This window comes from Psychromonas sp. (assembly GCF_047632995.1).
In the GTDB taxonomy this organism is placed as follows: domain Bacteria; phylum Pseudomonadota; class Gammaproteobacteria; order Enterobacterales; family Psychromonadaceae; genus Psychromonas.
The window spans coordinates 1-15,783 of the sequence record NZ_JBLIEK010000044.1 but is presented as its reverse complement, the minus strand read 5'-3'; the positions used below and the strand labels follow the sequence as shown (position 1 = coordinate 15,783).

The 15,783-nt window shown below is 40.8% G+C and carries 9 protein-coding genes; 4 read left to right on the top strand and 5 right to left on the bottom strand.

Annotated features, from left to right (window positions below; translation table 11 throughout):
• Positions 1-3: 3 nt before the first annotated feature.
• Positions 4-2,448 (top strand): cation:proton antiporter, encoded by a 2,445-nt coding sequence (locus ACJAT7_RS09565; protein ID WP_415226577.1) that lies wholly within the window; start codon positions 4-6, stop codon positions 2,446-2,448.
• Positions 2,449-2,538: 90 nt separating this feature from the next.
• Here ACJAT7_RS09565 and ACJAT7_RS09560 read toward each other — a convergent pair whose 3' ends face one another.
• The gene (locus ACJAT7_RS09560; RefSeq protein ID WP_415226576.1) at positions 2,539-4,593 is read right to left on the bottom strand and encodes a S9 family peptidase; all 2,055 of its coding nucleotides are present in this window, start codon (positions 4,591-4,593) and stop codon (positions 2,539-2,541) included.
• A gap of 174 nt (positions 4,594-4,767) precedes the next feature.
• Positions 4,768-5,418 carry a TorF family putative porin gene (locus tag ACJAT7_RS09555; protein WP_415226575.1) on the bottom strand — a complete coding sequence of 217 codons (651 nt, stop codon included), beginning with the start codon at positions 5,416-5,418 and terminating at the stop codon, positions 4,768-4,770.
• Between the two features lie 415 nt (positions 5,419-5,833).
• On the opposite strand from ACJAT7_RS09555, the gene ald reads away from it, so the two are divergent.
• Positions 5,834-6,949, top strand: coding sequence for an alanine dehydrogenase (gene ald / locus ACJAT7_RS09550; RefSeq protein WP_415226574.1), 1,116 nt, complete (start codon positions 5,834-5,836; stop codon positions 6,947-6,949).
• 65 nt (positions 6,950-7,014) lie between these two features.
• Here ald and malG read toward each other — a convergent pair whose 3' ends face one another.
• The 3 genes from malG to malE all read right to left on the bottom strand — a co-directional run bounded on the left by malG (position 7,015) and on the right by malE (position 10,747).
• Positions 7,015-7,911, bottom strand: coding sequence for a maltose ABC transporter permease MalG (gene malG, locus ACJAT7_RS09545; protein WP_415226573.1), 897 nt, complete (start codon positions 7,909-7,911; stop codon positions 7,015-7,017).
• A gap of 11 nt (positions 7,912-7,922) precedes the next feature.
• Complete coding sequence (gene malF / locus ACJAT7_RS09540) at positions 7,923-9,482, bottom strand: maltose ABC transporter permease MalF (RefSeq protein ID WP_415226572.1); 1,560 nt, start codon at positions 9,480-9,482, stop codon at positions 7,923-7,925.
• Between the two features lie 80 nt (positions 9,483-9,562).
• Positions 9,563-10,747 (bottom strand): maltose/maltodextrin ABC transporter substrate-binding protein MalE, encoded by a 1,185-nt coding sequence (malE, locus tag ACJAT7_RS09535; RefSeq protein WP_415226571.1) that lies wholly within the window; start codon positions 10,745-10,747, stop codon positions 9,563-9,565.
• A 581-nt stretch (positions 10,748-11,328) separates the two neighbouring features.
• On the opposite strand from malE, the gene malT reads away from it, so the two are divergent.
• Positions 11,329-14,016: an HTH-type transcriptional regulator MalT gene (gene malT, locus ACJAT7_RS09530; protein WP_415226570.1), complete on the top strand. Its 2,688-nt coding sequence runs from the start codon at positions 11,329-11,331 to the stop codon at positions 14,014-14,016.
• Between the two features lie 424 nt (positions 14,017-14,440).
• Entirely contained in the window at positions 14,441-15,577 is a 1,137-nt protein-coding gene (ugpC, locus tag ACJAT7_RS09525) for a sn-glycerol-3-phosphate ABC transporter ATP-binding protein UgpC (protein WP_415226569.1), read from the top strand.
• The last annotated feature ends 206 nt before the right edge of the window (positions 15,578-15,783 follow it).

The following is a 15,783-nucleotide window of genomic DNA, read 5'->3' as shown; positions in this document are numbered from 1 at the left end:
ATTATGCATTTAAACAGCAGCGTTTTAATTCTGATGTTTGTAGTGCTCTCTCTCTTACTTGGCGCCTTAGTCAAATCTCTGCCCAAAATATTCCGCTCGCCTTATAGTGTGGTGTTACTGCTGGCCGGATTAATCATAGGATTATATGGCCGCACAACGCACATTAATACAAACTTACCCGAGCTGAGTTTGCTGCTGGAAGCCTTAGCAGATATCGATCCGCATCTTATTTTATTGCTGTTTTTACCAACCCTTATTTTTGAATCCGCCTTTACCATGGAAACGCACCTGTTTACCCGCATGTTCAACCAGATAGCCACCCTCGCCGTCCCCGGGTTGCTGCTCTCTACGGCTTTAACAGCTGCCTTAAGCTATTATCTGTTTCCTTGGCAATGGTCATGGACCGTCTGCTTTTTATTTGGCGCCTTAATTAGTGCCACAGATCCCGTTGCCGTTGTCTCTTTATTAAAAGAGATCAGCTCACGCAAACGGTTAGAAACATTAATTGAGGGCGAATCGCTCTTAAATGACGGCACCGCAATCGTTTTATTTACACTATTTTATGGCTTATTAAGTGTCGGTGAAGCGGCGGATATTAATATAAATCTGTTTGTAATTTCGGGTAGTTTTTTATCTGTGGTGTTATTCGGTATGCTCGTCGGATTAACTATCGGCGCGATCATTTTATTATGGATTGGCCGTTTATTTAATCAGCCGATTATCGAAATCACCCTGACCATCTCCGCCGCTTATATTGCTTATTTTGTTGCGGAAAATATTTTCCATGTGTCGGGTGTGGTTGCCGTAGTGACATTAGGCCTGTTACTTTCAGGTATTGGCCGCACCCGGATCTCCCCCGAAGTTGCAGAGTTTTTACACCATTTTTGGCAGATGATGGCGCACATTGCCAATACGATTATTTTTATTTTGGTGGGTATTATTATCGCCTCACGTATTCGTTTAGATGTCCTTGAATGGTGGATTACCTTAGGTGAATTATATATCGGCATTCAAGTGATCCGCAGTATCTCCATATTTTCCTTTCTGCCGCTACTAAAGCGGCTCGGGGGGCTTAATAAACAAAAAGCAGTCGTCTTAGTTTGGGGGGGACTACGCGGCGCGGTCTCCTTGGCATTGGCATTAATCATTGCCCAAGATACTATCCTACCTAAAGAAACAGGTGATCAAATACTCTTTTTAAGCGCCGGTATTGTGGTCTTAACGATCGTTATTAACTCCAGTACGATGACCTTACTATTGCGCTATTTAGGGCTAGATAAATTACCCGCAGGCAAGCAAGCCAGTCTGGCTAAAGCCCAATTCAGCATCAAACAACGCCTCCTAAATGAGCTGCCTACTCTGCAGAAAAATGAGTTTCTACAGCGCGCTAACTGGCCACTTTTAATTAAACCGTTAAAAGAGATCAAGCTCCCCGAAGAGGAAAAAAACAAAGATTTATGTATTGCCTTTCGCCGCCGTTTATTAGAAACCGAACGGCAATTTTACTGGTCACAATTCAACCAAGGTGCATTAACTGGGGCTGCCACCAATCAACTGGTTAAAGCGGTAGAGACCGCGTTAGATGGCGAACCGCAGCTATCGCCACGCAACACTCTATTTGAATTATGGAAAACGCCCCGTTACATGCGCTGGTTTAATCATATCCCCTATTTAAATCGTATTATTGTGCACTTGTCTTTTGAACGTTTAGCACTGAGTTACGATACTGCCCGTGGTTTTATTCAAGCACAGGAGGAGATTGAAAAGTTTGTTAACTCATTATCCCCCTCGAAACAGGATACTGAGACGGCACTCGCGGCTATTAAGCACAATAAAAATCAAACCCGTACCCATATTCAGCAGCTCCGTGATAATTTCCCGGAACTTTCATACAGCTTAGAAACCCATAGCGCGCACCGCTTAATGCTTCACTTAGAACGTGTTTATCTGCAGGACTTAATCACGGAAGGCGTACTCGATGAAAGCGAAGCCAGTAAACTGAACAAGAGCATAGAACTAAAACTCGCCAATCTGAAACCTATGCCCCATTACGTCAGCGCCCAAGAGATCAGTACACAATTGGCAGCAATGCCTTGGGCGAAAGGTATTAAAAAGAAAACGCTGTCTCTGTTAGGCAAATTGGCGAAACGGGAAATTTATAGCGATGGTGAACTGATCTATCGTCAAAAAGGCCATTCCTCATCAATTGCGGTGGTTATTCACGGTAAAGTTGGACTGATTTGTGTTGCACGGGAATATGTTGTCGAGACAGGTACAATCATCGCCCTTAACGCGTTTTTAACCGGCCGTTTTAAAAACAGCGCCAAGGCACTGACCCCCGTCGAGTTAATCTGGCTGGATATAGAGCCACTGAAAAAGATCATCGCCAAAGATAACCTACTTGGTGAAGTAATTGCCGCACAGTTAGAGCAAGAGATGCGTGAATAGATATCCGTAAAGTAAAAGAGATAAACTAATAAGCAGCTTAAGCCAAAGTGATTGCACGACCACTTTGGCTCAAGTCAGCTGGTTAACAGTCTATTTAGCAAGATTTATCAAAAAGGCAAACTCTCTAGCTGTATCTTCAAAGTGTTTAAAACGCCCTGATTTCCCACCATGCCCCGATTCCATATCGGTATGTAGAAGCAGTTGATTATGGTCCGTTTTCAGTTCCCGTAATTTTGCAACCCACTTGGCAGGCTCCCAATATTGAACCTGCGAGTCATGTAAGCCAGTGGTCACTAACATATTCGGATAATCCTGCGCAGTGACCTGATCATAAGGGCTGTAGGAGAGCATATAGTGATAAAAATGCTTTTCATTTGGATTCCCCCACTCATCGTATTCACCAGTGGTTAGCGGAATGGAATCATCTAACATAGTTGAAACTATATCGACAAACGGCACAGCAGCCACGACGCCTTTATAAAGTTCAGGGGCTTGATTGACAACAGTGCCCATAAGCAACCCTCCAGCGCTGCCCCCCATTGCAAAGACCTTATCCTTGGCGCCATAACCTAATTTAACCAGTGATTTACTGACATCTATAAAATCATTAAAGGTATTTTGCTTTTTCAGTAACTTACCCTCCTCGTACCAACTGCGCCCTAAATCTTCGCCACCACGGATATGTGCCAGCGCATAAACAAAACCACGATCTAAAAGACTTAAATTGGAGGAGCTAAAACCTATATCTAAACTAATCCCATAAGAGCCATAGGCATAAATCAAGATTGGATTATGGTGGTTAAAGAGATCTTTTCGATAAACCAATGAAACGGGTACTTTTATGCCATCACGTGCTTTTATCCAGACGCGTTCGCTTTGGTAATCATCGCTGACAAACTCTCCCATCACCTTGCTCTGTTTTAACAGTTTGGTTTCATTGCTATTAAGATCTAGCTCATAAACCGTTGCAGGCGTCGTAAACGAAGTGTACTGATAACGAAATATTGAGCTGTCTGGATCGGGGTTGTAATGGCTAAACACGTCATATACCGGATCGTTAAAACTTAAGGTGTTAGATTCGCCCGTGTACTGATTAATTTTGCGCAATATAGGTAGCCCATCGCGACGCTCTTCCACAATGAGCCAGTCACGCATCAACTCATAACCTTCAAGCAAGGTATCGTCACGCGTAGCGATAATGGTTTTCCACGCGTCCATATTTTCATTGTGTAATGAGTCAGAGGTTTGTAATGCAAAGTTTTTACCGCTATTATTGGTCCGGATATAAAAGCGATCTTGGAAATGATCTATGCTGTATTCATGATTGCGACTGCGCGCTAAAAATGAGGTGAACTGGCCTTCGGGAGCGGCGGCATCCAGCACTAAACATTCCGAAGTGACGCTACTGTCAATGCAAATAACCAGATATTGTTCAGAGCGTGTTTTGTAAATATTGACATAAAAAGTATCGTCGAACTCTTCATAAACCAACAGATCATTTTCGACATCATCGCCTAAAGTATGGCGATAAACCTGGTATGGCAATAGAGTTTCAGGGTCTTGTTTAACATAGAAAATCGTTTTATTGTCGTTAGCCCACACCACAGCCGATACATCTTCAATAACGTCGCCAAGCAGAACACCTGTAGATAAATCTTTAAAACGTAAGGTATATTGACGTCGGCTGACAATATCTTCTGAAAAAGCCATCAACATAGAATCAGTTGATAAGGCTAAATCCCCCAACTGGTAATAATGATGATTTTTTGCACGCTCATTGCAATCTAAAAGAATATCTTCCGGCGCATCCATTGTCCCTTTACGACGACTATAAATGGAAAACTCTTTGCCTTCATCAAAACGAGAAATGTACCAAAATCCTTTTTTAAAATAAGGTACAGATTCAAGCTCAGGCTCTTGCCGCGCAACCATCTCGTTATACAGCTCACTCTGCAGCTGAGCCAATGGCGCCATCTCTTGCTCGGTAAAGGTATTTTCCTGCTTGAGATAATCTAAAATTTCTGCCGTTTCACGCTTATCATCACGTAACCAGAAGTAATCATCGCACCGTTGATGACCATGAATTTCATGAATATGCTGCTTTTTTGAAGCGATCGGTGCGTTGAGTTTGTTTTTTGAATTCATGGGCCGCTCTGATTGGAGGAATATATGCAGAGCTTAGCATTGACGGGCGTTTCTAGGAAGCTTATGGCAGCGTTGGAAAAGTCTCTCTACCCCATACAACAGGTTATTTTAAGCGCCAAAAAGGCCACTGCAGAGTCAGTGGCCTAAAAATATTTTATTAATGTTAACTACTGCTTAGAAGCTCCAAGCGTAAGAGATAACTGCTTTCATATCATCATTATCAAGATCTGTTTTTGATAACATAAAATTCACACCTTTATAATCTGCATAAATATTGTAATCAATGTAATCTTCACCCGCATCAAAAACATAAGTCCCCACATGTGCGCCTATTTCCAGCTCATCTGCCACAGGGAAAGCGGCTCCTGCATAGTAGTAGTTGTTGTCAGCAAAATCAGCACCATCAGCATGCGCTAACAAAGCTAATCCTAAAGTAAAATAGCTTAATGATGCACTAGCGTACAGTTCACCAAAGTCTAAATCTTCACCATTTGGGTAAGCATAATAGATGTAGCCAGCATCATAACTTACGGAGCTTACTTCTCCAGAAAAACCCAAGTAACCATCGAGTTCATAGCTGCTATCATCACCAAAATCAACGTTAGAAACCCAACTGCCAATATATAAACCGTTACTAGCTTCGTAATCTAAACCACCAGATACAGCTGGTTTGCCATCAGTTTGACTAACGCCGCGCCACAAGTAATCAGACGTGACACCCACATTTGAAGAAACCCCTTCTAAACCAGCGGCTGAAGTTGCAGTTGAGGTAAACGCGATAGCAGCAACAACTGCCGTGGTAACTAATTTTAATTTCATGCTCATGTTAACTTCCTTAATTATTAATAAGCGCATTAATTAACGCGACCAATAGCACATTGCACAGCACATGCCAAAAATACAACTAGCTGTTTTAAAAGATAAAAAAATGCAAACACAATGTTAAAAAGCAATTTCAGATGCAACTATGGTGCTCACACGGTGACGTTTGCACCAAACAGGTGCACTGTAGGGTTTTAAAGGAAATAGCCTTTACTAAGGCGTTGGGTAAGACACTAACCCACCCATTTACGGGGAAATATCCCGCTCGCAGGCGCGTTATTTCTGCGACCTAGGCAGATCGGCAGATTGTGCTAAACAGGTGTTTCAGAGCGCCACTTTTTGACTCTTATTTAACTGACTCCTATGCTTTGAGTAAACTCAATGAATAGCTTTAATCAGATAACAGATCGGAGTTTATATGAAAATAGGTGTTCCCAAAGAGATAAAAATTAATGAATATCGTGTTGGTCTAATTCCTTCTAGTGTGGCGGAGTTAACCGCTAAGGGAAATCACCTCTTTATTGAAACAGGTGCCGGCTGCGGGGCCGGATTTTACGATCAAGATTATATCAAAGCGGGGGCCGAAATTTTACCAACAGCAAGCGAGGTGTTCGCGCAAGCGCAGATGATTATCAAAATTAAAGAGCCACAACCCAATGAATGCGCTATGTTACGCCCGGAGCAAATCATATTTACCTTTCTGCACCTCGCCCCTGATTTAAAACAGACTCAAGCACTGATGGCTAGCGGTGCTATATGTATCGCTTATGAAACAGTGAGCGATGATCTAGGTCGACTGCCTATACTCATGCCAATGTCCGAAATTGCCGGACGAATGTCAATTCAGGTCGGTGCATTGGCGCTGCAAAATTCACAGGGTGGGGCAGGCGTTCTGCTAAGTGGCCTGCCGGGCGTCTGCCCTGCAAAGGTGGTCATTTTAGGAGCCGGGATAGTAGGCAGCAATGCAGCACAGATAGCGATAGGAGTTGGCGCAAACGTTATTATTATAGATAAAAGCATCGCTGCGTTAAACCGCTTAGATAAACAGTTTTTTGGTAAGATAAGTACAGTTTTTGCTACTCAAGAAGCGATTAAAGAGCACCTGCAAAATGCCGATTTGGTGATTGGTGCTGTCTTGATACCGGGTGCCACCACACCTAAATTAGTCAGCACAAATATGCTTAAAACAATGAAGAAAGGAGCCGCTATCGTTGATGTGGCGATTGACCAGGGAGGCTGCTTTGCAACATCGGTTGCAACAACACATCAAAATCCAACCTACCTTGTCGACGGTATTGTCCACTATTGTGTCGCCAACATGCCTGGCACTGTTGCCCGCACCGCGACCCAAGCACTTAACAATGTCACCTTACCTTATATTACTAAACTTGCAGATTTGGGTTATAAAGCGGCGTTACTAGAAGATAAACATTTACGCAATGGGTTAAATATCGGTGCAGGGAAAGTGGTCTTAAAAGAGATAGCTGAAGCTCATAATTTACAATATGTTTCACCTTTAGACGTACTTAAATAATTTTCTCGACATACAAAAACAGCCCCCGAAGGAGCTGTTTTTTATAACGTGATGAGCGCGTTAACTTAGCCTTTGTTACCGCCCGCTGTTAAACCGCCTACTAACCATTTTTGTGCAAGCATAAACACAATAGTGATTGGCAGTGCAGATAGTACAGCTGCTGCCGCAAAATCGCCCCACAGGTAATTTTGCGGTTGCAGGTACTGCTGCATGCCGACCGCCAGGGTATATTTAGCAACAGGTACATCCACTAGTAAAAGAGATGCCACCGGCACTTCAGTCACCGCCGCTACGAATGAGAGGATAAATACCACAGCCAAAATTGGCACAGATAGCGGTAAAAGAACCAATCTAAATGCTTGCCAAGGCGTTGCACCGTCTAATGATGCAGCCTCTTCTAGTGATATATCAATGGTTTCAAAATAACCTTTGATTGTCCAAACATGCAGCGCAATACCCCCTAAATATGCAAAGATTAAGCCGCCATGCGTATTTAAGCCAAGGAATGGAATGTATTGACCCACCTTGTCAAATAGAGCGTACAAGGCAACCAGCGCCAGTACTGCTGGGAACATTTGGAAAATCAACATTCCCTCTAATATAACTTTTTTACCTGCGAATCTCATACGTGCAAAAGCATAAGCAGAAGTCGTTGATAGTGCCACTACCAGAATAGAGGTAATACCGGCCACTTTTACTGAGTTCCAGAGCCAAGAAAGCACTGGAAATGGCGGAGATGTAACCGAACCGTCCGCATTATTAACCGCCATCCCTAGAGCCAGTTTCCAATGCTCCAGCGTAGGGTGATCTGGAATTAATGAACCTGCGGCAAAGTTACCCTCGCGGAACGAGATTGCAATAACCATCAATAATGGAAACAATATTATTGCGCAGAAAGTTAATAAAAAGATATGGGCAAACCACACCCGTTTTTTTTGATTTTTAGATTTTACAATCGGCATAACATAATCCCTTAAGCTTGTTGTCTTTTTGAAACACGTAGGTTAATAAACGCTAGTACACCAACCATCAAGAATATTAATGTTGCGATTGCACTTGCCAAGCCAAAGTCTTGACCACCACCGCCTTCAAAAGCGATACGGTAAGTATAACTAACCAATAGATCGGTATGCCCTGCTGGCGTTGATGAACCAATAATATCTGGTGTACCGTTCGTTAATAACTGAATCAATACAAAGTTATTAAAGTTAAATGCGAAGCTCGCAATCAATAGCGGTGCTAATGGTTTAATGATTAATGGAAAGGTAATCTTGAAGAAGTTATCAAGAGGACCTGCACCATCAATTGCCGATGCTTCATAGAGATCGCTTGGAATTGACTTTAATAAACCCATACATAAAATCATTATATAAGGATAACCAAGCCAGGTATTAACGATTAAAATCATCGATTTCGCTAAGAATGGTTCAGTAAACCACATCAGCTTGACATTAAAGATCGCATATAATAATTCATTAATTTCACCGAAGCTCTGATTAAACAAACCTTTAAATATCAAAATAGAAATAAAGGCAGGCACGGCGTAAGGTAAAATAAGTAACATACGATAAACCACTTTACCTCTTAACTCCTCCCACTGAACAACCGTTGCCAAAACCAAACCAACTACGAGTGTAAATCCGACTGAACCGACTGAGAAAACAACCGTCCAGATGAAAATTTGTAAAAATGGGCCTCTAATACCTTCATCCAAAAATATACGCGCGAAGTTTGTCCAGCCAGTATTAACCACAAATCCCGGTGATATTATTTTGCCAATAAAATCGCCATTTTCGTCAACGGCTTGGTAATTACCAACTTCAAGATTTGGTTTTAATATCGTTCCATCAAGACGATTGAGTAAAGTGCCTTGCGTATCTTGTAATTTATAGCGAGGTACAGTTTCTGAGAATTTACGTAACCCCCCCATAGTTAACATCTGACCAGATTCAGTATAAAGTGATAATTCACTTAACGCATCGCGATTGTCAACAAGGTAGCGGATTTGAGCCACTTTACCTTGCTTTTCCGTTGTTAATGGCGTTAGTGCAATCTTCTTATTCGTTTGCCCTAATGTTATCGGTTCGGAAACGAATTCTTCGTCGCCCTTACTGAGATGAAGTTGAATTCTTTGATTATCTAAATGGTAAACTTCAAACGCGTAAGCGGTTCCGGGTTCCTCATACATCTGCTCTAGGAACTGAGATTGAACACGTTCAAATGTTAATTGATTTGCACCGCTGTAATTAGTAAAAGCGATACCAATAGTGTACATAAGTGGGAAAATAATGAACAAAAATATGGCTGCAATGCCAGGGTAAATATACCGATGAGAATAAGTATCTTTGCGCCCAAAAATGACCACGCCCGAGGAGACCAAAACCAAGGTTACCAGCGCAAACACAGGTTCATCATTTGCATACATTAAAACAACTGCATAACCCGCTACTAATGAAATAAGTGTTAACAAACCCCACTTTATCCAAGCCGCACTAGAAAAGTGTGCATTTTTCGATTTAATAGATCGTTCCATAATTTCCTCAGAGATAAAACTAGATCAATAAAGGCTCTTAAGTTGTATTATCCCAAGAGCCCCTTTTTACTTACTTTTTATTATTTAACAATACGTGCAGCGGCAGCATCTAACGCTTCAATTACTGTTTGACGACCTTGTACTGCATTGTTAATTGCAGCGCCTTCAGCGTACCAGAACTTAGACATTTCAGGAATGTTCGGCATTAGTTCACCCGTTTGTGCATTCTGCATTGTTGCAGCGATACGCGAATCAGAGTCTAACTTAGCTTGGAAAGAGTTTAATGCAACAGCTCCAAGTGGTTTGTCGTTGTTTACCATCTCTAAACCAGCATCAGTTAGTAGGTAGTTTTCAATAAACTCTTTTGCAAGAGCTTGGTTCGGACTTGAAATATTAACACCAGCAGTTAATACACCAACGAAAGGTTTAGCTGATTTACCTTTAAATGTTGGTAATACCGTAACACCGTAATTGATACCACTTTTATCGATGTTGCCCCAAGACCAAGGACCATTAATAGTCATTGCGGTTTTACCCGTATTAAATGCTGACTCAGCAACTGAGTAATCAACATCCGCACTGATTTCTTTACGTTCAATCATATCAAGAAGGAACTGTAACGCCCCTTTTGAACCCGCGTTATTTACGCCAGTATCTTTTACGTCGTAAGCGCCGTTTTCAAATTTAAATGCGTAACCGCCATCAGCAGCAAGAAGAGGCCATGTGAAGAACGGTTCTTTCAAGTTCCACATAATTGCAGATTTACCCTCTTTCTTCATTTTTGCATCAATCGCGCTAATTTCTTCCCATGATTTTGGTGGAGTAGGCAGTAAATCTTTGTTATAGATTAGAGAAAGAGCTTCAACAGCGATTGGGTAACCAATGTATTTACCCTTGTAAGTAACCGCATCCCAAGTGAAATCAGCCATTTTAGCTTTAAGTGCTTTACTTGGTTTGATTTCAGTTAATAAGCCAGCTTTAGCCCAGCCGCCAAAACGGTCATGCGCCCAAAAAACGATATCAGGACCTGCGCCAGTTGCTGCAACTTGTCCGTATTTTTCTTCAAGTTTATCCGGATGAGCAACAGTCACTTTTACACCAGTATCTGCTTCAAACTTTTTGCCAACTTCGGCTAAACCGTCATAACCTTTATCACCATTAATCCAGATAGTGATTTGGCCTTCGTCCATTTTCGCATGAGCAATGTTTACGCTGCCTAATGCAACTAGTACTGAAACAGCTAATGTACCTAATACTTTTTTCATAAATATTCCTTTAAAATAAATAGTAGTTTTTAGTTTTGTTCAACTTTACGACTTCATAGTAGTGTTTAGTTTTGTTTAACTTCTAACTTCGTTTTTCAAGTGGTTTATTTATTAACCTTAAAAACAGGGAAAACAATAATATGTCCACCAATGATCGTCACCCTCCTTTTTACTACGCCCCCCCTGACGAGCATCATTTATTGCCAAGAATGTTACCTACCGCACTAATTTACTGATAAAAGCGCACGGTTTAAGTTGCAATACAGCTCTTTTTATTGCATTTTGTACTTATACAGGGGCGGACATTTACCCCCGCAACGTTAACAGGCGTAGCTTATTTGCGTTTAGCACCTATATTATTACTCGATTAAACGTTAGAATCCCCTGCACACAGATTAATAACATTTAAATTCATATAGTTAAGATAAAAAAATCACATTTACCCCCTCGCTGCCGCGAGGGGCGGAGTTTATCTGAAGCAGTGACATTAATATAGGTATGGCAGAGCAAGGTAAAGTAAGAAACAAGTATCCAGCTAGAATGCAAATGGTATTGGCTACTTCTTTTATTTAAGGTTTAGTATGATTATCAAATCAAAATTATCGGTGCCAGCACCACTTAAAAACGGCATTATTCGCGAACGTTTATTAAGCGATTTTACAGACTGTAGATTAGGATTAATTTGTGCGCCTGCCGGATATGGCAAAAGTACCGCCATTGCAGACTGGGCAAGAAACAGAAAGAATTTAGCATGGTTTACGATTAATCGTTTTGACGATAATGTCAGCCAGTTTTGTAATTATTTTATTCATGCCATCAAACAGATCGATGCGATCTCTTGTTCAGCCTCTTTGGAAGCGGTAAAGCAGAGCCAATTTCCCGATTTAATCAACCTATTTACTCTGTTTATTAGCGAGATAGCTGAATTTAATGTACCTATTTGCATTGTCTTAGATGATTACCACCACATCAAAAACCCGGCAATCCATCAAGGCTTAACCTTTTTTATTAAACATATGCCTGCTAAGTGGCAACTCCTTATATCAAGTAGAACGACACCGCCTTTACCTATTTCAGGGTTACGCATTAAACAGCAACTTTTTGAGATAAATGAAACCGATTTAGCTTTTACAGACTTGGAAACAGATGATTTTTTCTCTCAATGTAGCACTTTTTTCCGAGATCCTATCAAGCAACAAACATTAAGAGAAAATGTAGATGGTTGGCCCACTGCGTTACAACTGGTTTCTATTTTAAGTAAAGATAGCGAAAGTTTTAACGAGTGTGCGGAACAGATAGGCAAAAGTAATCACGCTTATCTGTGGGACTATCTTGAAGAGGAGGTTTTTTCACCATTAAGTCAAAAATTACAAACGATATTATTAACTATCGCACCACTGAATAAAGTTGATGCGGATATTGTCAATGAACTATGTGATATTGACGATGGACAAACACAACTTGAGTTATTACAGGAGCAAGGTGCATTTATTGTTGCTCTTAATAATCAACAAGATTGGTTCACTTTTCACTCTTTTTTTAAAGTTTTCCTACTACACAAAAGTAAATACGCACCTAACGTTAAGTGTGATCAGAAGAAAATAGCGCGGCTGTGGTTACAGAGAAAAAATATTGAAGAGGCGTTGCCACACGCTTTAAAAAGTCAAGATGAGGATCTACTGATTGATTTACTAAAAGAAGCAGGCTGGCAACTGTTTGATGATGCTCACTTAACTAGCCTCGAAGAGTGTTTTTCAATCATCAAGGAAAAAATTTGGGACCATCCAAAACTAGTGCTACTGGAACTATGGATGCTACAAAGCCGGCATCAAGGCTACAAGGTTGTACCTTTAATCAAAAAAGCAGAAGCAATATTTGCTGAAAAAAAGATTGTTTTATCCGAACAACAAAAAAGTGAATTTTCTGTTATTCATGCGCAAATTGCAATCAACCATGGCAAAACAGAAGAAGCATTAAAGCGTGCTCAAAAAGCACTATTATCAGTAGAGAGCAATAATACACGGGTCAATATTGTCGCACAGGCAATTATAGGCGAAGCATATCACTGCCTCGGGAAACTCCCGCTCGCTTACCAATATTTCCAGGAAGTAAAAAAACTAGCAGACCAGAAACACATGCACCAAAATGTAATTTGGGCATTGTATCAGCAGGGCGAAATATTACATGCTCAAAGTAATCATGTAGAAGCAGAAAAGCATATAGATGCTGCAATCAGTTTGATTAACAAATATCATCTACAAAAACTACCCTTGTACACATTCCCGCTTCATTTTAAAGCGAAGCAAGCCTATCAAGAAGGTGACTTTGCGCTAGCGGAACGTTTATGTGAACAGGCACTTAAGGTTGTTTCTCCCTTCGGTGAGCAATGGCGATTATATACTTATACCTTGCAGGCAAAAATTGCCCTTGAGAAAAATGATATTAAACAGGGTGGCTTATTAATTGACGAGATCGAAAGATTACTGCGCAACCAAAATTTCCACAGTGACTGGATTGCAGCCGCTAATTATGCGCGCATAAAATACTGGCGAGCAACTAAAGATATTCCGGCTATCGAACGCTGGTTAAGTAGCGGACCACGCCCCAAAAATGCCTTTAATCATTTTGATCAATGCCATAATCGCAACAGGGCACGAGCTTTTATCCAACTCGGAGAGTTGCAAATAGCAAGAGATTTATTAGAAAAGAACATAGATGAGGCGCAGCAATGCCAGTTACACATAGAGATCAACCGTAACTTAATTCTTTTAACCAGTGTTGAAAGCCGACTAAAGCAGTTTAGTAATGCAAAGCTTCATTTATCTCAGGCCGTTGAATCATCACTACTTACCCGCTTAACCACATGTTTTGTCAGAGAATCTGTCAATTTAAAACCCGTTTATAAAGAGCTGGCTAAAGATCCCTCATTAATCAACTCAGTAAAGGAAAAGCTGGCATATTTACTCTCGCTATCAGGTATTAGTCTCAATGAGCCTCCTAAAAACCCCTTTGATGGGCCTGCTGTTCTGAAAATACAGTCTCATGCACGTACGCCAAGGCTAGTTAAAAACATTCAACTTACGCCACGAGAATGGCAGGTACTGGGTTTTATTCATTCAGGTTACCGCAATCATCAAATAGCAAAAGCGATGGGCGTTGCCCCCACCACTGTAAAATCACATATACGCAATGTATATCAGAAATTAGGGTTAGAAGATCGCAATGAAGCCCTGCTCTTAAGTGAAGAGTTAGTGGCACTGATAGATTAAACGCAGCGCTAATCTATTTGCAGTTTTTTAGATTAAATCTAGCAACAACAGGTTTACCCCCTCTAGCGAATGGGATTGTTACCTATCGAAAAAGCAGAATAAAATTTTATTCTTTTTTAACAAAGCCTTAGCATTATGGGCATGAATATAATAGAGTCAGGTGCTCGCAGAGAACTTATTAAGCCAGTAATGGAAAATTGAAACGTTAATAGCCAATAACGAGATCTGCTTCGCAAAACCCCTCACTCAGCCCCCATTAAATTGAGTCTACGCCCCTCGGGGGAGGATGTTTCGCCACGGGCCTTGGCACAAGATACCCCAAGCAAAATACAGATTCAGATTACTCTCTTATCCCTATAATTCTCCACTTATTTATACGGGCCAAGAAATCTGGCAAACATCAAGAATTAAGAAGGTAAAGTTAATGGCAGGCGTTGTATTAAAAAAAATAACCAAAGCATTTGGTGATGTTATTGTACAAAAAGATGTTGACCTAGAAGTTGTTGATGGCGAGTTTATTGCATTTGTTGGCCCATCAGGTTGTGGTAAAACAACGTTATTACGCATGATTGCGGGTTTAGAAGATATCACATCTGGCGATCTCTATATAGATGGCGCACGAGTGAACGATACACCTCCATCAGAACGATCAATTAGTATGGTTTTTCAATCTTATGCACTTTATCCGCATTTAAACCTAAAAGATAATATGACTTTTGGTTTACGTTTAAAAAAAACCCCAGAAGCAGAAATCCAAGAACGTCTTGACTATGCATCATCAATTTTACAATTGGGACCGCAATTACATAAAAAACCAAAAGAATTATCTGGTGGTCAACAACAGCGTGTTGCCATTGGCCGTACCTTGGTTAACCGACCAAAAGTACTGCTCTTTGATGAGCCTCTTTCAAACCTTGATGCATCATTACGTGTACAGATGCGTATTGAGATAACGAAACTACATAAACGCCTTAACTCAACAATGATTTATGTCACGCACGATCAGGTTGAAGCAATGACGATGGCAGATCGAATCGTAGTATTGCAAAACGGCAAAGTTGCACAAGTAGGTACACCGCTTGAGTTATATCACAACCCTGACAACCTTTTTGTCGCCGGCTTTATTGGCTCCCCAAAAATGAACTTCATGAAGGCTAAGGTACTTGAATTAACTGACCAAGGCGTTATTGTTGCATTAGTTGACAAAACCCCAGTAACAGTACAAGTTGAGCATGATACATTAAAAGTTGGAGATGCAGTTACTGTTGGTGTTCGCCCTGAGCATATCGACACGACATGTTCAACTCAATGTGGTGATGGCAGTAAAAAAGATTGTTTTACTGGTGTAATTCAAGTGTTAGAGCAGCTCGGTCACGAAACTCAAATTTATGTAGAAGCAAAAGAAATTGAAAGTGATCTAATCATCCGCTATTTTGATGTTGCAGAAATAGCACTTGATCAAGAATTTTCCTTCAAATTTCCTGCTGAGCGTTGTCATCTATTTAAAGAAGATGGAATGGCTTGTAAACGTACTTTTAAAGAGATTGGCAGTAAAGAATAATTTGCAGTCATTATAAAAAAATAGGAGCCTAATGGCTCCTATTTTTTTGCTTTAAATAAACTATTAAGCCAGTGCATAATAATTTAAGGATTTAAAACCGTAAGCTAAAAAGCTAGCCCGCAACGAAATTAGTTTTTCACTGGGTTGTATTGCCTTTGTATAATAAGCGCTGTGTTGATTGATAAATGGCTTTACACTCTGCTCAA